The organism is Anaeromyxobacter sp. Fw109-5 (assembly GCF_000017505.1).
Classification (GTDB): domain Bacteria; phylum Myxococcota; class Myxococcia; order Myxococcales; family Anaeromyxobacteraceae; genus Anaeromyxobacter.
This window is the reverse complement of sequence record NC_009675.1, coordinates 1,100,167-1,120,049: the sequence shown is the minus strand read 5'-3', so window position 1 is coordinate 1,120,049 and position 19,883 is coordinate 1,100,167. Positions and strand designations below refer to the sequence as shown.

Sequence of the window (19,883 nt, the reverse complement as noted above, 5' to 3'; positions counted from 1 at the left end):
CCGGGCCTACAGGCATGCTCGGTCGTCGCGCCTTGCGCTGCTTGCGTCTCGCTCGCCTGGCTCGGTCCGGGGAACTCCGAACAACCCTTTGAGCGGGCGGGCGCCTCCCGTTAAGCCCCGTCCATGATCCAGGCGCTGCCCGGAGCGGAGCCGTTCCCGGAGGCGCTCGCGCTCCGCCTCGCGGACGCGGTCCGCGCGAAGGGGTCGGGGTACGCGCCTCGCACCCACCACCTCGACGGCTCGGGGCGGCCGCTATTCACCAACCGTCTCATCCTGGAGCGCAGCCCGTACCTCCTCCAGCACGCGCACAACCCGGTGAGCTGGCGGCCGTGGGGCGAGGAGGCCTTCGCCGAGGCGCGCCGGACCGGCCGCCCGGTGTTCCTCTCCGTCGGCTACTCGACCTGCCACTGGTGCCACGTGATGGAGGGCGAGTCGTTCGAGGACGAGGAGATCGCCCGCGTCCTGAACGAGCGGTACGTGCCCATCAAGGTGGACCGCGAGGAGCGGCCGGACGTGGACGGGCTCTACATGACGGCGGTGCAGCTGCTCACGGGCGGCGGCGGCTGGCCGATGAGCGTGTGGCTCACGCCGGAGAAGGAGCCGTTCTTCGGCGGGACGTACTTCCCGGCCCGCGACGGCGATCGCGGCGCGCCCCGCGGCTTCCTCTCCATCCTGCGCGAGCTCGCGGACCTGTACGCGCGGGACGCGGGGCGGGTGCAGGCGGCCACGAGCTCCCTCGTCGGCGCGGTCCGCGCCGCGCTCGCGCCGCGCGGCGAGCCGGCGGCGTCCGTCCCGGGGGCGGACGTGCTCGAGGCGGCCTTCCGCGGCTTCCGTGACGCGTTCGACGCCGCGCACGGCGGCCTGCGCGGCGCGCCCAAGTTCCCCTCCAGCCTGCCCGTGCGTTTCCTGCTGCGGTACCACCGCCGCGCGCGCGAGGCGGAGGCGCTGCGGATGGCGACCGTCACGCTGGAGCGGATGGCCGCGGGCGGGCTGCACGATCAGATCGGCGGCGGGTTCCACCGCTACTCGACGGACGCCACCTGGCTCGTCCCGCACTTCGAGAAGATGCTCTACGACAACGCGCTCCTCGCGGTCGCCTACGCCGAGGCGTGGCAGGTGACGGGGCGGCGCGAGCTCGCGCGCGTGGTGCGCCAGACGCTCGACTACCTCGGACGCGAGATGACCTCGCCCGAGGGCGGGCTGTACTCCGCCACCGACGCCGACTCGGAGGGCGAGGAGGGGCGCTTCTTCGTGTGGGACGCGGCGGAGCTGCGCCAGCGCCTGGGCGCCGACGCCGAGCGGTTCATGCGCTTCCACGGCGCGACCGACGCGGGGAACTTCGAGGGCAGGAACGTGCTCCACGTGCCCCGGCCCGACGAGGACGAGTGGGAGGCGCTCGCGCCGCAGCGCGCGCTGCTCTACGCCGCGCGCGAGGAGCGGCCGCGCCCCCTGCGCGACGAGAAGATCCTCGCCGGCTGGAACGGCCTCGCCATCTCGGCCCTGGCGTTCGGGGGGCGGGTCCTCGGCGAGGAGCGGTACGTGAAGGCCGCGGCGAGCGCCGCGGAGTTCGTGCTCGGGCGGATGATCGTGGACGGCCGGCTCCGCCGCGCCTGGCTCGACGGGGCGGCCGGCGTGCCGGGGTTCCTCGACGATCACGCCTTCGTGGCGCAGGGGCTCCTCGACCTGTACGAGGCGACGTTCGACGCTCGCTGGCTCGAGGCCGCCGTCGAGCTCTCCGAGCGGCTGGAGGTGCTCTTCGGCGATCCGCGCGGCGGCGCCTGGTTCGGCACGGCGGCGGATCACGAGCGGCTCCTGGCGCGCGAGAAGCCGACGCACGACGGGGCCGAGCCGTCCGGCGCCTCGGTGGCGCTCGTGAACGCGCTGCGGCTCTCGGCGTTCACCACCGACGACCGCTGGCGCGTGCGCGCGGAGGGCGCGCTGCGCCACTACGGCCGCGCCCTGGCGGAGCACCCCTCCGCGTTCACGGAGATGCTCCTCGCCGTGGACTTCGCGACGGACGTGGCCCGCGAGGTGGTGCTGGTGTGGCCGGAGGAGGGCCCGTCCCCCGAGCCGTTCCTGGCGGTGCTGCGGCGGAGCTTCCTGCCGAACCGCGCGCTCGCGGGCGCGGCGGAGGGCGCGGCGATCGAGCGGCTCGGCCGGGTGGCGCTCGTGGCGGCCGAGAAGGTCGCCCTCGGCGGCCGCGTCACCGCCTACGTGTGCGAGCGCGGCCAGTGCAGCCTGCCGGCCATCGCCCCCGAGAAGCTCGCCTCGCAGATCCGGCCCGTTCGCCCGTACCGCTGAGCGCGGCTCCCCGCCGCGCTGGCGCGCCGGGCGCCTCGGCCGTACGATGCCCGGCCCATGACGACGACGCACGGGCCGCAGCGGCACTTCGCGAGCGACAACTACGCCGGCATCTGCCCGGAGGCCTGGGCGGCCATGGCCGAGGCGAACGCCGGCCACGCCCCCGGGTACGGCGACGACCGCTGGACCACGGCGGCGGCGGACCTGCTCCGGGAGACCTTCGAGGCCGACTGCGAGGTGTTCTTCGTCTTCAACGGCACCTCCGCGAACTCGCTCGCGCTCGCGTCGCTCTGTCAGTCCTACCACTCGATCCTCTGCCACGAGGCCGCCCACGTCGAGACCGACGAGTGCGGCGCGCCCGAGTTCTTCTCCAACGGGACGAAGGTCCTCACCCTCCCCGGCGCGGACGGGAAGCTCGACCCGGCCGGCGTGGACCACATGGTCGAGCGGCGGAGCGACATCCACTACCCGAAGCCGCGCGTCGTCTCGCTGACCCAGGCCACCGAGCTCGGGACCGTGTACCGGCCCGAGGAGATCGCGGCGATCGGCGAGCGGGCGCGGGCTCACGGGCTCCGCGTCCACATGGACGGCGCGCGCTTCGCGAACGCGGTCGCCGCCCTCGGCGTGGCGCCGAAGGAGCTCACCTGGAGGGCGGGCGTGGACGTCCTCTGCTTCGGCGGGACGAAGAACGGCATGGCCGTCGGCGAGGCGGTGGTGTTCTTCGACCGCGCCCTCGCCGCGGAGTTCGACTACCGCTGCAAGCAGGCCGGGCAGCTCGCCTCCAAGATGCGCTTCCTCGCCGCGCCGTGGGTGGGCATGCTCCGCGACGGGGCCTGGCTGCGCCACGCGCGCCGCGCGAACGAGATGGCCGCCCTGCTCGAGGCGGCGCTGCGCGCCGTGCCGGGCGTCCGCCTCCTCCACCCCCGGCAGGCGAACGCCGTGTTCGCGGCGCTGCCGGAGGGCGCCGGCGAGGCGCTCCGCGCGCGCGGCTGGCGTTTCTACGACTTCATCGGCGGCGGCTCGCGCTTCATGTGCGCCTGGGACGTGACCGAGGCGGACGTCCGCGCGCTCGCCGCGGACCTCGCTCAGGTCGCGAGCCGCTGATCGGGAGCGGCGCCCGCCGCCCGCGACGACCGCTCACGGTCGGTGCGCTCGCCTACACGTCCCCGCGGGCGCGCGGGCGGTCCCCGACGCCTGCGCCGGGGGTCGCGCGATCGACGACCGAGAGCGGGCGCTCCCCCTTGAACACGCGGAAGAGCAGGTAGAGGGCGGGGAAGAGGAACACGGCGCCGGCCGCGAGCGCCCAGAGCACGGCCACCTGCGTGGCGCGCGGCGCGCTGGCGTCGGCGAGCGTGAGCCCCGGCACGACGAGGTACGGGTACTGCGAGGCGCCCCAGCCGAGCACGATGAGGGTGACCTGGGCGGCCGCCGCCGCGCGCGCGAGGCGGTAGCGCCGCCGGAAGAGCGCGGCGAAGGCCGTCACCGCCGCGAGGGCGGTGGCCGCGTGGAGCGGGAGGGAGAAGCCGCGCCGGGTCAGCCCCGCGAACACGAGCGGTGCGTCGAACCAGGAGAGGACCCCGGCGAGCACGGCCGCGCCGAACACCACCCCCCCCGCGCCGATGGCGCGCCGCCGGAAGTCCTCCTGGAGCTCGCCCTTCGCCTCGACGGCGAGGTAGCTCGCGGCGAGGAAGGCGAAGAGCGCCGCCGCGAACAGCCCGACGGACAGCGGGAACGGCGAGAGCCAGGCGAGCGGGTCGACCCCCTCGGGCGGCCCGGCGAGGCGCCCCGAGGCGATCGCGCCCACGACCACCCCGAGCACCACCGGGGCCAGCACCGACGAGGACGAGAACACCAGGCCCCAGCGCACCTGGACCTTGTCCTCCGGCCGGTCGTAGGTGCGGAAGGTGAACGCCGCGCCGCGCAGCACGATCCCGAACAGCAGCAGCACGAGCGGCACGAAGAGCGCGATCGAGATGGCCGCGAACGCGGACGGGAAGCAGGTGAAGAGGAGGACGATCACGAGGATCAGCCACACGTGGTTGGCTTCCCAGATCGGCCCGATCGCCTGCTCGACGAGGTCGCGCTGGGCCTTCCGGCGCGGCCCGGTCGCGAGCAGGTCCCAGATCCCGCCGCCGAAGTCGGCGCCGCCGAGCAGCGCGTACAGCACGAGGGCGGCGAGGATGGCGCCGCCCAGCAGGTCGGCGGGGCTCACGCGAGGCCCTCCGCCCGGGCGCGCGCTCGCAGCTCCGAGGCAGGCGGGGCGCTCGCGATCTGCCGCCGCAGGAGGACGATCACCACCGCCGCGAGGAACAGGTACAGGATCGTGAACAGCACGAACGGCACGGCGATGTTGCCGACCGGCGTCACGGCGTCGGCGGTCCGCATCACGTCGCGGATGGTGAAGGGCTGGCGGCCCCACTCGGTGACGAGCCAGCCGGCCTCGAGCGCCAGGAAGCCGAAGGGCGAGGTGACGAGCACCGCCTGGAGCAGGCGCCGCGGGATCGGGCGGCGGCGCAGCCGGTAGAGCAGGTACGCGAGCGACACGAGCGCGAGGGCGCTGCCCAGGCCGACCATCAGCTGGAAGGCGAGGTGGACGTTGCGGACGTTCGGCCAGTTCTCCCGCGGGAACGCCTCGAGCCCGAGGACCTCCGCCCCCGGATCGTGGAAGGCGAGGATCGAGAGACCGTACGGGATCTCCAGCGCCCAGCGGGTCTCGCGCGCCCCCTCGTCCGGCAGGCCGCCGATGCGGAGCGGCGCGCCTCGCTCGGTCCGGAACTGCCCCTCGAGCGCGGCGAGCTTCACGGGCTGCGTGGCGGCCACCTGGCGCGCGGAGAGGTCGCCGGAGAGCGGCTGCACGAGCGCGGCGACCGCGCCGACCCCGAGGGCGATGCGGAGGGCGCCCTGGTGGAAGGGGTTGTCGCGCTCCCGCAGCAGGTAGAAGGCGTGGATCCCGGCGACGGCGAACCCGGTCGCGACGTAGCAGGAGACGAGCACGTGCACGACCTCGTGCACCCAGCCCGGCGGGAACATGGCCACGAGCGGCCGCACCTCCGCGGCAGCGCCGCCGGTGGCGACCTCGAAGCCGGCCGGGACGTTCATCCAGGCGTTCGCCAGGGTGACGAAGAAGGCGGACGCCGCGCCGCTCACCGCCACCACGACGCCGCTCGCGAGGTGCAGCCGTGGCCCCACCCGCCCCCAGCCGTAGAGGTAGATGCCGAGGAAGATCGCCTCCGCGAAGAAGGCGAAGCCCTCGAGCGAGAAGGGCATCCCGATCATCGGCCCGGCGAACTCCATGAAGCGCGGCCACAGGAGCCCCAGCTCGAAGGAGATCACGGTGCCGGAGACCGCCCCCACGGCGAAGAGGATCGCCGTCCCCTTGGCCCAGCGCTTCGCGAGCTCGTGGTACGCCGGCGAGCCGGTCCGCCGCCAGCGCCACTCCGCGAGCACCATGAAGAGCGGCATGGCGACGCCGATCGCGGCGCACACGATGTGGAAGGCGAGCGAGGTCCCGAAGAGCCAGCGGGCGGCGAGGAGGTCGTTCACGGGGCCTCATTCTGCTCCGCGCTCCGCGACCGGGGCGCATCCCCTTGGGGAGCACGGGAGGTGGCGGTCCGCCCCCGCACGCCCCCTCGCCCGGATCGCGGCCGCACGGGCGCGCACACGGGGGGTGCCGTCCGCAACGTGAGCACCGGAGGAACGCGATGAACTACGAAGATCGTGCCACCGAGACGGTGGAGCGCCAGACCGCGAAGGTGCCGTCCCTCGCGTTCATGGGGTTGGCGGTGGGGGCGATGGCGGCGTCGGCGGCGCTCGTGCTCATGGGCAAGAAGCAGCTCGGCAACTTCGTCGGCCAGTGGGCCCCGTCCATCCTGATCACGGGCCTCTACAACAAGCTCGCGAAGGAGGTCGCCCTGCCCCAGCGCGGCCTCGGCGGCGCGAGGCGGACGACCTCGCCCGAGGGCTACAGCGCCGGCGCCGGCGTGTAGCAGGACCGGCGCGGACGTGTCCTGACCAGCGACCGACGGTCGATCCTCCCCGAATTGACCCATCCGGATCGCGGCTGTAACCTCCCGCCACGCCTCGCCGGACCATCGGGACGGGGCGCTCCGGAGGTTCCATGCGTCGCCTGCTGGCGCCCGTCGCCGTCGCCGCCGTCCTGTCGCTGGGCCCGGGCCCCGCCGCCGCGGAGCCGCTCGATCTCGATCTCGGCCGCCTCGGCGCCCCGAGCGCGGACGTCTGGAAGCGGCTCGCCGAGGCGCAGCAGACGCCGTTCACGCTGCCGGACGCGACGGCCGCGCTGCTCGCGAGCGAGGCGAAGACCCGCTTCGCGATCCTGTCCTCGGAGACCGCGCTGGCGCTCTCCTCCGCGATCCTCGCCCCGGCCTCCACCACGGGTCACTCCGGCTTCGACGTGGACCTGGAGGCCGCCTACGTCGCGGTGCACCCCCAGACCGTCGGCGCGACCGCGTTCGGCGCGGAGGGCTCGCCGCCGACGTTCGAGCCGCGGGGGCCCTGGCAGACCCGGACCATGACGCCGCACGAGCTCTTCCTCCCCTCCGTGCACGTGCGCAAGGCGCTGCCCTTCAGCTTCGAGGTCGGCGGCCGCATGATGTACCTGTCGCAGTCCTCGTACTTCGCGGGCCAGATCGAGGGGAAGTGGGCCCTCAACGAGGGCTTCCGCGTGCTGCCCGATCTCGCCGTGCGCGCCGCCCACACGCAGCTCTTCGGGCAGCGGGACTGGAACCTGGGCGCCACGGACCTGGACCTCATCGTGTCGAAGCGCTTCGGCGTGAACGGCGTGACGAGCTTCACGCCCTACCTCGCGGCGCGGTTCACCTACGTGAGCGCGTCGTCCGAGGTCATCGACTTCGGCCCGCGGCGCCCGGGCGACACGACGTCCACCAGCCCCACCGATCTGCGGGCGACGCAGGCCTCGTTCCCCAGGCTGCGGGCCGGCTACTACCGGACGACCGGCGGCCTCCGGTTCACCGCGCACGTGGTCTCCCTCGCGGGCGAGGTGACGTACTTCGGCGGCGCGACGCGGGACGGCGGGGCGAACCCCGCGCCCGGCGAGTATCCGGACTTCCGCCTCGCGTCCTCCTGGGGCGGGGCCCTCAAGGCGGGCTGGGAGTTCTAGGAGGCCGGAGTCGGCCCGAGCGCCGCCCGGATCCTCCCGGGCACGTTCGTGATGATCGCGCTCGCGCCGAGCGCCGCGAGCCGGCGCGCCTCCTCGGGATCGTCCACCGTCCAGACGTTCACCGCGAGGCCGCGGGCGATCCAGCGGCGCGCCCGCGCGGGCGTCACGAGGCGGCGGTCCGGGTGGATGGCGGCGGGGCGGAGCAGGCGGGTGGCGAGCGCCGTCAGGAGCGGGCGCGGGTGCTCGGCCTCCACCAGCAGGCCGACCGGGATCTCCGGGGCCGCCAGGCGGAAGGCGACCACCAGCCGGTGGTCGAAGGACGAGACGACGACCCGCCCGGCCGTGCTCCCCCCGCGCAGCACCCGCGCCACCGCCGCCGCGAGCGCCAGATCCGGCCGGCGCCGGCGCGCCTTGAGCTCCACGTTCACGATCGCGCCCGGGAGCGCCTCGAGGACCTCCTCCAGGCGCGGGATCCGCTCGCCCGCGAACCGCGCCCCGCGCCATGCGCCCACGTCGAGCGCGCGCAGCGCCGGGAGCGGGGCGTCCGGGACGGCGAGCGGAACGCCGGTGAGGCGCGCGGTGTCCTCGTCGTGGAACACCACCACCTCGCCCGTCGCACAGCGCCACACGTCCAGCTCGACGCCGTCGGCGCCCTGCGCGAGCGCCAGGCGGAACGCGGCGAGCGTGTTCTCCGGCGCGTCCGCGCTGGCGCCGCGGTGGCCGAGCACGAGCGCCCTCCCCTCGGCCCTCGGCGACGCGCTCCCGGTCTGCGGCATGCGGTCTCCCCTCGCGCCTGGCGCACCGGCGGGCGCGCGGCTATCCTACCCCGCGCGTGGCGACGCCCCCGCCCGTCTCGCGGCGGCGCCCCTCCGGACGGCCGATGATGACCGAGCTCCTCGTCGTACTCTTCGTGACTCTCCTCGTGTTCGGCGCGACGCGCGTCCCGGCCCTCGGCGACGCGCTGGGGAGGGCCGTGCGGAACGCCCGCGCGGGCGCGTCCGGGGAGCGCTCCGGAGGAGACGCCGGCGAGGGCGAGGCGCGGCGCGATCGCTGAGGAGAGTCGCGAGCGCGACGCTCGCTACCCCGGCCCCGACCCCGGCGCCTCCCCTCCGGTCCGCGCGCGCGACAGCTTCTCCGCGAGCGCGCGGACGAGCGGGTGGATGGAGAAGTCCCCCGCCACCGCGTGGAGGTCCGGCGCCGGGAGGAAGGGCACGAGCTTCAGCGCGACGTCCGGGGAGGCGTAGGGGTTGCGGGCGATGGCGCGCGCCACGGCGGGCCGGGTACGCCAGCGCGACGCGAACAGGCAGCGGAGGGTCTCCGGCCGGCAGGGGCGGCGCGCCGCGATCCGGACCACGAAGGGCTCGGTGAGCCGCGGGTTGCGCAGCAGCTCCGCGACCACGGTGGGTTCGCCCTCGGCCGCGAGGCGTGCCAGCAGATCGGGGTCGCCGCGGCCGCGCGCGAAGGCCTTCTTGTGGCCGAGGGAGAGGCTCGCGAGTCGCGCGTCCGCCCGATCGCGCGCCTGAGGAAAAGCGCGCGACGGCGGCGGCGAGGCGAGCAGGCTCGTGACCTCGTCGAGGCCGCGCTCCGCGGCCGCCACGTAGAGGTCGGCGCGCCACGCGTAGGGGAGCTCCGCATCCGGATCCGCGAGGGCCTGCCCCACGGCCGCCATCGCCACGCGCGCGCCGGGATCTGCGGCGCGGGCGAGGGCGGAGAGGAGCCCGGCGGCGGCCGCGGGGTCCTCGGCCGCGAGGGCGCGCGCCGCCGCGCGGGCGCGGATCGGCCCCTCCTCGAGGACGAGGAGCCGCTGCGCGAGCCGGCGTCCCGCGTCGACGTCCTGCCCGTCCGTCATCGGGAGCGCCCCTGCTCCTCGGCGGCGGAGACGCGCAGCGCGGCGCCCGCGAGCTCCGCGGGGTACTCGTCGAGGGCGACGAGGAAGGGCAGCGTCTCGCCGGGCCCGAACCGCTCCGGCACCCGCGCGGCGGCCCGCCGCGCCGCCCGGGCGAGCGCGTCCGCGGAGCCCGCGCGCCAGAGCTCCTCGGGCGCAGGGACCGCGCCGGCGAGCGTCTCGCCCCGCGCGACCACCGTCCCCTCGCGGACGACCTCCACGGCGACGCGGACGGCGCGCACCGGCGCGGACGCGCGAGAGACGATCTCGCCGCGGACGAACAGCAGCGGCGCGCCGCGCTCGCGCTCGTACAGGCCGCTCCGGACGCGCTCGGCGACGAACGGCCCCGTCGCCGGTCCGTGGCGCAGGGCCGCGACGATCGCGGCCGGGTGGAAGGCCGCCGCGTCCAACCGGCCGCCTCGCCAGACGACGAGGATCGCGAGCGCGATGGCGAGGAGCGCCGCGAGCGCGACCGCGTTCACGGCGAGGGCGGGCAATCGCGCGCCCGGGCGAGCGCGCACGGGGCTCGCTCGCGCCGGGTCCGGGACGGCGGGCTGCGCCGGCGCGGGCGCCGGCTGAGGCGACGCGACCGGGTCGAGCGCCAGCGCGTCGAGCGCCGGCGCGGGCCGACGGGAGGGCGCGGCCGGCGGCAGCGGCGGCGGACGTGGCGAAGCTCGCGCGGGAAGCGCCGGGGTCGGCTCGGTGGCCAGCGCGAGGGCCGCCGACGGCTCTGGCCCCTGGGCGTGCGAGAGCTCCGGCCAGGGCGCCGACCGGCCGAGATCGAACGCCGGGCCCGCGAACGGCGGCTCCTGCGCTCCGGAGGCGCCGAGCGAGAGGTCGAGGGCGGCGCCGGGCGAGCGGAACGCGGGGGGCGTGGCTCGATCCTCGAGCGTCAGATCGGCTACCGCGCGCGGCGCTGCCGAACCGGCGAGCGGCGCGCTCTCGGGCACCGACGGTCCCGGGCCGGCGCCGAGGAGATCGCCGAGGTCCGTGAGGGCGAGCCGGTGCCCAGCCGGAGGCGGCGACTCCTCGAAGGCGGCGGCCGACTGCGCCAGGAGCTCGGCGGGCCGCGTGTCCCAGGGCTCGCCCGCGCCGTCCGGCTGTGGGCCGGTCGCCGGCGCCGCGAAGGGATCCTGCGCCGCAAAGGGATCCTGCGCGGCGAACGGATCCCGCGCGCCGAGCGGGTCGAGCTCGGCGTCGCCGTCCGCGGCCGAAGCCGCCTCCGCGCTCGGCCGGTCGGGCGAGAACGGATCGGCGCCTGGCTGGAACGGATCGCTCGCGGCCCCCGGGTCCACGTCGGCCCGCGCCGGAGCCCGCGGGATCGTCCAGCCGAAGGGATCGGGGCCGGCGCCAGGGGCGCCGGCGGCCGCGAACGGGTCGTGCACGGGAGCGGAGCGCGCATCGAACGGGTCGCCTCCGGACGCGCGCTGCCCCCGTGCGAAGGCGAACGGGTCGTCCGAAGGCGCCGGTGGGGCGCTCGCGCGCGAGGGCGCCTCGAGATCGAGGTCCAGCCGGGGCTCGGGGCGCCGCGGCTGCGGCGACCCGGGCCGGGAGTCGCGCGCGGGCGGAGCCGCAGGCCCGGGGCTCGGCGGTGGCACGGCGCCCAGCTCCGGATGGACCACGAAGACGGTCTGGCACCTGGAGCAACGGGCCTTGGCGCCACGCGGGCCGATCTTCTCGTCCGCGATCCGGAACTTCGCTCGACAGCTCGTGCAGGCGACGATCATGCGGACCCCGTGGGGGATCCGCAGATTACACCGCGACGGCGCTTGACACAAAGCGTCCAGACCAGAACAATCCTTTGGAATCGCGCACTTACTCACCTCGGACGGCAACCGATGAATGAAGAACGCACCGCAGGAAGCGAGCCCTCCGCGGGTGGGCGCGAGCCCAAGGTCATCAAGCGCTACACCAACCGCAAGCTCTACGACACGGTGGAGTCGCGGTACGTCACGCTCGACGAGATCGGCCAGATGATCAAGGCCGGCGCCGAGGTGAAGATCATCGACAACCGGACGAAGGACGATCTCACGTCCGTCACGCTCGCGCAGATCATCTTCGAGGAGGAGAAGAAGACCTCGAAGATGAGCCTCGACACGCTGCGCGATCTCATCCGCCACGGCGGCGAGGTCGCGCAGCGGCTCGTCGAGGGGACTCAGGCCGAGCTGCGCGGTCGCGTCGAGGCGGTGCGCGCCGCCGCCGAGCAGCGCGTCCAGAACCTGCGCGTGATGGGGCAGCAGACCAGCGAGCGCGCCCGCGAGATGGTCCAGACCTCGCAGGAGACGATGGCGACCTTCCAGAAGCGCGTCGACGACCGCGTGCGCGCCGCGGTGGAGGGGATGTCCACGGCGTCCGACGCGCGGAAGCAGCTCGAGGACATCACGCGGCGCATCGAGGCGCTCGAGAAGCGCCTGGACGAGCTCGCCCCGAAGCCGTAGCGCGGGTCAGGGCGCGCGCGCCAGCAGCTCGTCCGCGATCGCCGCGATCGCCCGCGCGCCCGACGAGCGCGGGGCGTACTCGAAGATCGTGCGCCCGTGGCTCTGCGCCTCGTCGATCTTGACCGACCACCCGAGCACCGTGCGCGACAGCTCCGCCGGGAAGCGCGCGCGCAGCCGCGCGAGGATCTCGTCCGCGAGCTGCGTCTTCCGGTAGAGCGTCGGCACCACCAGGCGGAGCGCCGGCGCGCGGCCGCGCGCGGCGCGCATCGCCTCGAGGCTCTGGACGATCTCGGCGCAGCCGTCGAGGGCGAGGTAGGTGAGCGCGACCGGGACCACGAGCTCGTACGCCGCGACGAGCACGTTCTCGGTGACGAGCGAGACCGACGGCGGCGCGTCGATGAGCACGGCGTCGTACGCGCCGGCGGGGATCCCGTCGAGGCGGCGGGCGAGCCGCTCGGCCCGATCGGCCGCCGCCGCGACCGCCACCGGGAAGCCCGCCAGCTCCTTGTTGGCGGGCAGCAGGTCGAGGCCGGGGACGGGCGTGCGCACGACGACCGCCTCGAGCGGGAGATCGCCTGCGAGCAGGTCGTGGATGGTGGGCGAGATCCCGCGCACGTCCACCCCGAGCGACTTGCCGGCGTGGCCCTGGGTGTCGAGATCGGCGACGAGGACGCGCAGGCCGCGCCCGGCGAGGTGCGCCGCCACGTTCACGCACAGCGTGGTCTTGCAGGTGCCGCCCTTCTCGTTGACGAAGGCGATCCGCCGCATGCTACCCGCGGCGATCGTCGTCGCCGGCCTTCCCGCCGCGGTCCACCTTCGCGGCGAGGCCGTCGATCACGGACTCGAGGTCGGCCAGCTTCTGCTTGAGCGAGGCGACCTCGTCCTTGGAGGGAAGGTTGGCCGCGTGCAGCGCCTGGCGGACCCCCTTGTCGAAGGTGTCCTTCGCCTGCATCACCGAGGAGAACAGGGTCTGTAGCCCGGCGGTCACGCGCTCGCTCGCGAGGAGCTTCCCGACGGTACGCCCCATCCTTTCCTCGCTCGCCTCCAGGGCGCGCTTCAGCATGGGGTTCCGGAGCATGTCGCCGAACGGCATGTTGGACTTGTCACCCTCCCCTCGCTAGCTTGTCAAGCCTCGTGCCCACCCCGACCCTTCTCGATCGGAGGCTCGTCGTGGTGACGGGCAAGGGCGGCGTCGGGAAGTCGACCGTCTCGGCCGCCCTGGCGCTCCTCGCGGCGCGCGCCGGCAAGCGCGTGCTCGTCTGCGAGGTGAACGCGCGCGAGCGCATCGCGCCCATGCTCGGCGCCCCGCCGTCCGGGTACGAGGTCCGCGAGGCCCGCCCCGGGATCTTCACGCTGAACGTGACCCCGCCGGAGGCGATGCGCGAGTACGGGATCATGGTCCTCAAGTTCCGGACCATCTACGACGCCGTCTTCGAGAACCGGCTCGTGCGCCACTTCCTCCGGGTGATCCCGTCCCTCTCCGAGCTGGTGATGCTCGGGAAGATCCTCTTCGAGGCGAAGGCGGAGGAGCGCGGGAGGCCGCGCTGGGACGTCGTCATCCTGGACGCCCCCGCCACGGGCCACGCCGTCCAGCTCCTGCGCGTCCCGGGCGCCCTCCTCGAGACGATCCCCGCCGGCCCGCTGCGCGGCGACGCCGAGTGGATGCAGGCGCTGCTCCTCGACCCCGCGCGCACCGCCCTCGCGATCGTCACCCTGCCGGAGGAGATGCCGGTGAACGAGGCCATCGAGCTGGACGCGCAGGTGCGCGGGCTGCTCGGGATCGCGCGCGCCGCGCTCTTCGTGAACGCGATGCCCGAGGCGCGCTTCACGCACGAGGAGGAGGCGCGGCTCGAGGAGCTCGTCGCCGCGCCACCGCCCGTCGGTCCCGCCGCCGCCGCGGCCCGCCTGCAGGCGCTCCGCGCCGAGCAGGCGCAGCGCTACCTCGCGCGCGCCCGCGCCGCCCTCGACCTCCCCACCACGGTGCTCCCGCTGCTGCCGATCGCGGACTGGGGCCCGGAGGCCGTGGAGCGCATCGCCGACGCGATCGCGTCCACCCCGCCGCTGGAGGCGCCGTGACGGGGGTGCGCGACAGCGCGGCCGCTCGACGCATCGTCGTGTGCGTCGGCTCGGGCGGCGTCGGCAAGACGACGGTCGCAGCCGCCCTCGCCCTCGATCGGGCGCTCGCGGGGGGGCGCGCCTTGGTGTGCACCATCGACCCGGCCCGGCGGCTCGCCAACGCCCTCGGCCTGTCGTCGCTCGGCAACGTCGAGTCGCGTGTCCCGGACCACAAGTTCGCGGACGCGGGGCTCCGCCCGAAGGGCGAGCTGCACGCGATGATGCTCGACGTGAAGCGCACGTGGGACGATCTCGTCGCGCGCCACTCGCCCGATCCCGCGCGCCGCGAGCGCATCCTGAAGAACCGGATGTACCAGCAGATGTCCTCCGCGCTGGCCGGCTCCCAGGAGTACATGGCGATGGAGAAGCTCTACGAGCTCGCCACCGACCGCGACTACGACCTCATCGTCCTCGACACGCCGCCCACCGCGCACGCGCTCGACTTCCTCGACGCGCCGGATCGGATCCTGGACTTCCTCGGCAACGACGCGGCGCGCGTCCTCCTCGCCCCCGCCATCGGCGCGGGGAAGCTCGGGCTCCGGCTCGCGCAGCTCGGCGGCGGCTACGTGGCGAAGACGCTCGCGCGCTTCACCGGCCAGGCGGCGCTCTCCGACCTCGGCGACTTCCTGCAGGGGTTCCAGGGGATGTACGAGGGGTTCAAGGACCGGGCGGGGGCGGTGCACGCGCTGCTCTCGCAGCCGGAGGTGGGGTTCGTCCTCGTCACCTCGCCGAGCCCCATCTCGATCGACGAGGCGCTCGCCTTCCACGAGCGGCTGCACGCCGAGTCGATGCCGATCGCGGGCCTCGTCGCGAACCGCGTCACGCCGGACCTGTGGCCGGGCGACGGGCCGCTGCCCTCGCCGGAGGACCTCGCCCCCGGGCTCGGCGAGGCGGGCGCGCGCGACGGCGGCTTCGCGCGGCGGCTCGCCGCGACGCTCGCCGAGAACCAGACGCTCGCGGGCGCCGAGCGCCGGGCGCTCGGGCGGCTGTTCGAGGACGTCGCCGCCCCGCACGCGGTGGTCCCCCGCCTCGAGAGCGACGTCCACGACCTCCGGGGCCTCGCCAGGCTCATCGAGCGGCTGTAGCTTCCTCGCGCCATGCTGCTCCCCGCCCTCGAGATCGCCACCCGCGCCGCGACCGAGCTCGTCGAGATCACGGCGCTCGTCCGCGCGGCGCTGCGGAAGAGCGGCGTCGAGAGCGGCGTCCTCGTGGCCTACGTCCCCCACACCACCGCGGGGATCACCGTCCAGGAGAACGCCGACCCGGACGTGCGCGCGGACCTCCTGCTCGCGCTCGCCAGCGCGGTGCCCGCGCGGCCGCCCGGCGGCGCGTACCGCCACGCGGAGGGGAACAGCGACGCGCACGTGAAGGCGTCGCTGGTCGGCAGCTCCGCGACGATCGTGGTGGACCGCGGCGAGCTCGTGCTCGGGACCTGGCAGGGCGTCTACCTGTGCGAGTTCGACGGCCCGCGCACGCGGAAGGTGCTCCTCAAGGTCCTCGCGGGGTAGGCTCCGCCGATGCGCCGCCTCCTCCTCGTCGCCCCCGCGCTCCTCCTCGCGTGCGCCACCTCGCGCCGCCCCGCGTCCGTCACCTTCCCTCCCGACGCGACCGGACGCACCGCGCTCGACGCGGAGCTGGCCGGCAAGAACGACGAGGAGCTGAACGCGATCGGCACCGCCGCCGCGAGCGCGGGGGACGACCGCCGCGCCGCCGCGGCCTTCGCCGCGCTCGCCGACCGTCACCCGAGCTCGCCGCACGTGGCGGCCGCGCTGCTCGGGGCGGGCGCCGCCTACGCGCGCCTCGACGAGTGGCGGCTCGCGCTCGAGCGCTTCCGCGCGCTGGAGGCGCGCGGCGGCCCCGAGGCGCTCGAGGGGACGTTCCGCGCCGCCGAGGCGCACTACCGGCTCGACGACCTGCCCGCGGCGCACGCGGCGCTGGAGGGCATCCTCGCGCGACCGGCGCTGCCGGCCGCGGAGCGCGTGCGGGCGCTCGCGCAGCGCGGCGTGGTGGAGCTCGAGCAGGGCCGCGCGGACGCCGCGGAGGCGACCTTGCGCGCGGCGCTCGCGGCGCACGAGGCGGCGAGCGCCACCGAGCGGCTCGATCCCGCCGCGGCGGCGCAGGCCCGCTTCTACCTCGGCGAGCTGCGCCGCGGGGCGCTGCTCGCGGCGCCGCTCGATCCCTCCCGTGCCGGCGCCGAGGCGCTCGCCGCCGAGCTGGAGCGCAAGGCGGACCTGCTCCTCGCCGCGCAGGAGGAGTACTTCGCCGCCATCCGGCTCGGGGACGAGCGCTGGGCGGTGGCCGCGGGGTACCGGGTGGGCGAGCTCTACGACGCCTTGCGCGCGCAGCTGCTCGACGCTCCGCTCCCGCCCGGCCTGGATCCCGCGGAGGCGGAGCAATACCGCGCCGAGCTCCGCCGCGAGGTGCGCGTCCTCGCCGCGAAGGCGATGACCGCGTACGAGGAGACGCTCGACCTCGCCCGCCGCGCGGGCGTGGACGACGTGCGCTTCCTCTCCGACGCCGAGGCGTCGCTCGAGCGGCTGCGGGCGACGATCGCCGCGGAGGAGTGAGGCGGTCTTCGGTGCGGGCCCCGCGCTCCGCCGCCGCGGCGGGGATCCGGAGCGCTCGGTCCGGGCCCGGCCCGCGTCGGGCCCCGCTACGGCATCTTCGACGGCTCGCGGTACATCGCGTCCAGCTCGGCGCGGTAGCGCTCCTCGATGACCTTCCGCTTGAGCTTCTGCGAGGGCGTCACCTCGCCCTCCGCCTCGCTGAACTCGCGCGGCAGGACGGTGAACCGCTTGACGGCGGCGAAGCGCGGCAGCCCGGCGTTGAGCTGGTCCACCGCGTCCTGGACGAGCCGGCGCACCTTCGCGTCGCCCGACAGGACGTCGGGCGGGGTCCCCGCGAGCCCGTGCGCCTCCGCCCAGTGCGCCACCGCCTGGGGCTCCAGCGTCACGAGCGCGGTCACGTAGTTGCGGCGGTCCCCGTGCACGAGCACCTGCGAGACCACGGGCGAGAGCGCCTTCAGGCGCCCCTCCAGCTCGGTCGGCGCGACGTACTTCCCGCCGGAGGTCTTGATGAGGTCCTTCTTGCGGTCGGTGATGGTGAGGAAGCCGTCGGCGTCGACGTGGCCGACGTCGCCCGTGTGGAGGAAGCCGTCGCCGTCGAGGGCCTCCTCCGACTGCTCGGGGAGCCCGCGGTAGCCGCGCATGATCCACGGGCCGCGCATCAGGATCTCGCCGTCCTCCGCGATCTTGACGTCCACGCCGGGCAGCGCCGGGCCGACCGTCCCGATCTTGCGCCTCCACGGCAGGTTCACGTGCGTCGCCGCGGAGGACTCGGTGAGGCCGTAGCCCTCCAGGATCACGATGCCCATGGCGTCGAAGAACTCGGCGACGTCCTTGGAGAGCGGCGCCGACCCGGAGACGAAGAAGCGCAACCGCCCGCCGAAGAGCGCGCGGACCTTCTGGAACACCAGCCGGTCCGCCGCGGCGTACTGGGCGGCGAGCAGGGGCGAGGGCCGCTTCCCCGACCGGAGCGCGCGGGAGCGCGCGAGCCCGACGTCGAGCGCCCAGCGGAAGATCGCGGCCTTCGCCGCGCCGCCCTCGCGCGCGTTCTGGAGCACCTTCGCGTGCACCTTCTCGAAGATGCGAGGCACGGCGCAGACGAAGGTCGGCCGGACGGCGCCCAGGTTCTCCACGAGCTTCTCGATGCGCCCGTCGATGGCGGTGGGGAAACCGATGCGCAGCTGCGCGGTCCCGATCATCTTCCCGAAGACGTGCGCGAGCGGGAGCCAGAAGAGCTGCAGCGGGTCGGGGTGGCTCAGGATGCCGGTGTCCTCCACCGACTTCGACTGCGCGACCCAGCAGGCGTGCGTGAGCTCGACGCCCTTGGGGCGCCCGGTCGTCCCGGAGGTGTAGATGAGGGTGGCCAGCGCGTCGCCGCGGATGGCAGCGGCGCGCTCCTCGAACTCGCCGGGGTGCGCGGCGTCCCACGCGCGGCCACGCTCCTCGAGCTCCCCGAGCGTCATCACCCACCCGTCGGCGCTCGGCCGGCCGTCGAAGGTGACCACGTGGCGCAACGCCGGCAGCTCGGCGCGGCGCGAGGCGAGCTTCGCGACCTGCTCGTCGTTCTCCGCGAACGCGACCACCGTCCCCGAGTCGGAGAGGATGAAGGCGCACTCCTCGGCCACCGACGAGGGGTAGATCGTGCTCGTCGCCGCCCCCGCGCAGAGGACGCCGAAGTCGGAGAGGGTCCACTCGACGCGCGTGGACGAGAGGATCGCGCAGACTTGCTCGTCCTCGACCCCGAGGGCGCGCAGCCCGCTCGCGATCGCGCGCACGCGCGCCTCGGTGTCCGACCAGGTCAGGCTCCGCCACCCTCCGTCGATCGGATACCGGAAGGCCTCGGCGGCCGGGGTCTTGCCGACGCGCTCCAGGAACAGCTCGGGGACGTTGCGAGGGTGGGCGAGATCGGCCAAGGGTCGGCTCTCCGTGAAGAAATTGGCGGCCGGACTGTACCGCCGAGGCGCCGTCCGCGCGACCACCTGGGCGGCGGGACCGGGAGAGGTCGCGGCTTGACGCCGCGCTTGTCCGCCAAACAGGATGCGCCTCTCATCTAACGGACAGCCATGCGAGGAACGCGATGACCATCCCTCCCGACCGGAAGCTGCGCTTCGAGACGCTCCAGGTCCACGCCGGCCAGGAGCCGGCGCCGGGCACCAACGCCCGCGCGGTGCCCATCTACCAGACCACCTCCTACACCTTCGACAGCGCGGAGCACGGGGCGAACCTCTTCGCGCTGAAGGAGTTCGGGAACATCTACACGCGGATCATGAACCCCACGACGGACGTCTTCGAGAAGCGCATCGCCGCGCTCGAGGGTGGCGTCGCGGCGCTCGCCACCGCGTCCGGACAGGCCGCGCAGTTCCTCGCCATCGCGAACATCGCGCAGGCGGGCGACAACGTCGTCTCGACCAGCCTGCTGTACGGCGGGACCTACAACCAGTTCAAGGTGACGCTGCCCCGCCTGGGAATCGGCGTGAAGCTCGTGGACGGCGACGACGTCGCCGCGCTCCGCAAGGCGATCGACGGCAAGACGAAGGCGCTCTACGTCGAGTCCATCGGCAACCCGGCCGGGAACGTCCCCGACTTCGAGGCGCTCGCCCGGGTCGCGCACGAGAACGGCATCCCGCTCATCGTGGACAACACCTTCGGCGCGGGAGGCTACCTCGTGCGCCCGATCGAGCACGGGGCCGACGTCGTCGTGGAGTCCGCCACGAAGTGGATCGGCGGGCACGGCACCTCCATCGGCGGCGTGATCGTCGACTCCGGCAAGTTCGACTGGGCGGCGAGCGGCAAGTTCCCGGTCTTCACCGAGCCGTCGCCGGGCTACCACGGCCTCGTGTTCAACGACGTGTTCGGGCCCAAGGGGCCGTTCGGCAACATCCAGTTCATCATCCGCGCGCGCGTCGAGGGGCTCCGCGACCTCGGCCCGGCGCTGTCCCCCTTCAACTCCTTCCTCCTGCTCCAGGGGCTCGAGACGCTCTCGCTGCGCGTCCAGCGCCAGGTGGACAACGCGCTCGCGCTCGCGCAGTGGCTGAAGGCGCACCGCTCGGTGGCGTGGGTGAACTACACCGGGCTCGAGGAGCACCCCTATCACCAGCGCGCGCGGAAGTACCTCCGGAACGGGTTCGGAGGCGTCTTCACCTTCGGCATCAAGGGCGGCTACGAGGCCGGGAAGACCTTCATCGACGAGGTGAAGCTCGCGTCGCACCTCGCCAACGTGGGCGACGCGAAGACGCTCGTCATCCACCCGGCGTCGACCACCCACCAGCAGCTCTCCGAGGCCGAGCAGAAGAGCGCGGGGGTGACCCCCGACCAGATCCGGGTCTCGGCCGGCATCGAGCACCTCGACGACATCAAGGAGGACTTCGAGGCGGCCTTCGCGGCGGCGCGCTGACGGCGGCTCGGCTCGCTCGGCTCGGGACCGCCCCGCCGCCGGAGCCACG

The 19,883-nt window shown here is 74.8% G+C and carries 19 protein-coding genes; 11 read left to right on the top strand and 8 right to left on the bottom strand.

Annotated features, from left to right (window positions below; genetic code table 11):
• The first annotated feature begins 123 nt into the window (after nt 1-123).
• Both ANAE109_RS05035 and ANAE109_RS05030 read left to right on the top strand, forming a co-directional pair.
• Nucleotides 124-2,301 carry a thioredoxin domain-containing protein gene (locus ANAE109_RS05035; RefSeq protein ID WP_011985299.1) on the top strand — a complete coding sequence of 726 codons (2,178 nt, stop codon included), beginning with the start codon at nt 124-126 and terminating at the stop codon, nt 2,299-2,301.
• 57 nt (nt 2,302-2,358) lie between these two features.
• Complete coding sequence (locus ANAE109_RS05030) at nt 2,359-3,405, top strand: low specificity L-threonine aldolase (RefSeq protein WP_011985298.1); 1,047 nt, start codon at nt 2,359-2,361, stop codon at nt 3,403-3,405.
• Between the two features lie 52 nt (nt 3,406-3,457).
• Here the strand turns inward: ANAE109_RS05030 and ANAE109_RS05025 are convergent, their stop codons facing one another.
• Together ANAE109_RS05025 and ANAE109_RS05020 are read right to left on the bottom strand one after the other, a co-directional pair.
• A complete protein-coding gene (locus ANAE109_RS05025; protein WP_011985297.1) occupies nt 3,458-4,513 on the bottom strand; it encodes a cytochrome d ubiquinol oxidase subunit II in 1,056 nt (351 codons plus the stop codon).
• The gene (locus tag ANAE109_RS05020; protein WP_011985296.1) at nt 4,510-5,844 is read right to left on the bottom strand and encodes a cytochrome ubiquinol oxidase subunit I; all 1,335 of its coding nucleotides are present in this window, start codon (nt 5,842-5,844) and stop codon (nt 4,510-4,512) included. The genes ANAE109_RS05025 and ANAE109_RS05020 overlap by 4 nt, the downstream gene beginning before the upstream one ends.
• Nucleotides 5,845-6,002: 158 nt before the next feature.
• Here ANAE109_RS05020 and ANAE109_RS05015 point away from each other — a divergent pair, with 158 nt between their 5' ends.
• On the top strand, nt 6,003-6,287 hold the full coding sequence (locus ANAE109_RS05015) for a hypothetical protein (RefSeq protein WP_011985295.1): 285 nt from the start codon (nt 6,003-6,005) through the stop codon (nt 6,285-6,287).
• 131 nt (nt 6,288-6,418) lie between these two features.
• The gene (locus tag ANAE109_RS23245; protein WP_011985294.1) at nt 6,419-7,438 is read left to right on the top strand and encodes a hypothetical protein; all 1,020 of its coding nucleotides are present in this window, start codon (nt 6,419-6,421) and stop codon (nt 7,436-7,438) included.
• Here the strand turns inward: ANAE109_RS23245 and ANAE109_RS05005 are convergent.
• Entirely contained in the window at nt 7,435-8,214 is a 780-nt protein-coding gene (locus ANAE109_RS05005) for a glycerophosphodiester phosphodiesterase family protein (protein WP_011985293.1), read from the bottom strand. The two genes, ANAE109_RS23245 and ANAE109_RS05005, sit on opposite strands and share 4 nt — an antisense overlap.
• A gap of 56 nt (nt 8,215-8,270) precedes the next feature.
• Here ANAE109_RS05005 and ANAE109_RS05000 point away from each other — a divergent pair, with 56 nt between their 5' ends.
• Nucleotides 8,271-8,492, top strand: coding sequence for a twin-arginine translocase TatA/TatE family subunit (locus tag ANAE109_RS05000; protein WP_234945243.1), 222 nt, complete (start codon nt 8,271-8,273; stop codon nt 8,490-8,492).
• Nucleotides 8,493-8,516: 24 nt separating this feature from the next.
• Here ANAE109_RS05000 and ANAE109_RS04995 read toward each other — a convergent pair whose 3' ends face one another.
• Both ANAE109_RS04995 and ANAE109_RS04990 read right to left on the bottom strand, forming a co-directional pair.
• Nucleotides 8,517-9,287: a hypothetical protein gene (locus ANAE109_RS04995; protein ID WP_011985292.1), complete on the bottom strand. Its 771-nt coding sequence runs from the start codon at nt 9,285-9,287 to the stop codon at nt 8,517-8,519.
• A complete protein-coding gene (locus ANAE109_RS04990) occupies nt 9,284-11,050 on the bottom strand; it encodes a zinc-ribbon domain-containing protein (RefSeq protein ID WP_011985291.1) in 1,767 nt (588 codons plus the stop codon). Before ANAE109_RS04990 ends, ANAE109_RS04995 begins: the two co-directional genes overlap by 4 nt.
• Nucleotides 11,051-11,161: 111 nt before the next feature.
• On the opposite strand from ANAE109_RS04990, the gene ANAE109_RS04985 reads away from it, so the two are divergent.
• The gene (locus ANAE109_RS04985) at nt 11,162-11,761 is read left to right on the top strand and encodes a polyhydroxyalkanoate synthesis regulator DNA-binding domain-containing protein (protein ID WP_011985290.1); all 600 of its coding nucleotides are present in this window, start codon (nt 11,162-11,164) and stop codon (nt 11,759-11,761) included.
• A gap of 6 nt (nt 11,762-11,767) precedes the next feature.
• On the opposite strand, the gene ANAE109_RS04980 is transcribed toward ANAE109_RS04985, so the two are convergent.
• Together ANAE109_RS04980 and ANAE109_RS04975 are read right to left on the bottom strand one after the other, a co-directional pair.
• Complete coding sequence (locus tag ANAE109_RS04980) at nt 11,768-12,529, bottom strand: ParA family protein (RefSeq protein WP_011985289.1); 762 nt, start codon at nt 12,527-12,529, stop codon at nt 11,768-11,770.
• A 1-nt stretch (nt 12,530) separates the two neighbouring features.
• On the bottom strand, nt 12,531-12,854 hold the full coding sequence (locus ANAE109_RS04975) for a hypothetical protein (RefSeq protein WP_011985288.1): 324 nt from the start codon (nt 12,852-12,854) through the stop codon (nt 12,531-12,533).
• A gap of 41 nt (nt 12,855-12,895) precedes the next feature.
• Here ANAE109_RS04975 and ANAE109_RS04970 point away from each other — a divergent pair, with 41 nt between their 5' ends.
• Genes ANAE109_RS04970 through ANAE109_RS04955 form a run of 4 tightly spaced genes read left to right on the top strand, consistent with a single transcriptional unit; the run spans nt 12,896 to nt 16,443 of the window.
• Nucleotides 12,896-13,837 carry an ArsA-related P-loop ATPase gene (locus ANAE109_RS04970; RefSeq protein WP_041448133.1) on the top strand — a complete coding sequence of 314 codons (942 nt, stop codon included), beginning with the start codon at nt 12,896-12,898 and terminating at the stop codon, nt 13,835-13,837.
• The gene (locus ANAE109_RS04965) at nt 13,834-14,961 is read left to right on the top strand and encodes an ArsA-related P-loop ATPase (RefSeq protein ID WP_011985286.1); all 1,128 of its coding nucleotides are present in this window, start codon (nt 13,834-13,836) and stop codon (nt 14,959-14,961) included. The genes ANAE109_RS04970 and ANAE109_RS04965 overlap by 4 nt, the downstream gene beginning before the upstream one ends.
• 12 nt (nt 14,962-14,973) lie before the next feature.
• A complete protein-coding gene (locus tag ANAE109_RS04960) occupies nt 14,974-15,384 on the top strand; it encodes a secondary thiamine-phosphate synthase enzyme YjbQ (protein ID WP_011985285.1) in 411 nt (136 codons plus the stop codon).
• A 9-nt stretch (nt 15,385-15,393) separates the two neighbouring features.
• Nucleotides 15,394-16,443, top strand: a complete 1,050-nt coding sequence (locus ANAE109_RS04955) for a hypothetical protein (RefSeq protein ID WP_011985284.1) — start codon at nt 15,394-15,396, stop codon at nt 16,441-16,443.
• A gap of 86 nt (nt 16,444-16,529) precedes the next feature.
• On the opposite strand, the gene ANAE109_RS04950 is transcribed toward ANAE109_RS04955, so the two are convergent.
• Nucleotides 16,530-18,353, bottom strand: coding sequence for a long-chain fatty acid--CoA ligase (locus ANAE109_RS04950; RefSeq protein ID WP_011985283.1), 1,824 nt, complete (start codon nt 18,351-18,353; stop codon nt 16,530-16,532).
• A gap of 164 nt (nt 18,354-18,517) precedes the next feature.
• Here ANAE109_RS04950 and ANAE109_RS04945 point away from each other — a divergent pair, with 164 nt between their 5' ends.
• Nucleotides 18,518-19,834, top strand: coding sequence for an O-acetylhomoserine aminocarboxypropyltransferase/cysteine synthase family protein (locus ANAE109_RS04945; protein WP_011985282.1), 1,317 nt, complete (start codon nt 18,518-18,520; stop codon nt 19,832-19,834).
• Nucleotides 19,835-19,883: the final 49 nt, after the last annotated feature.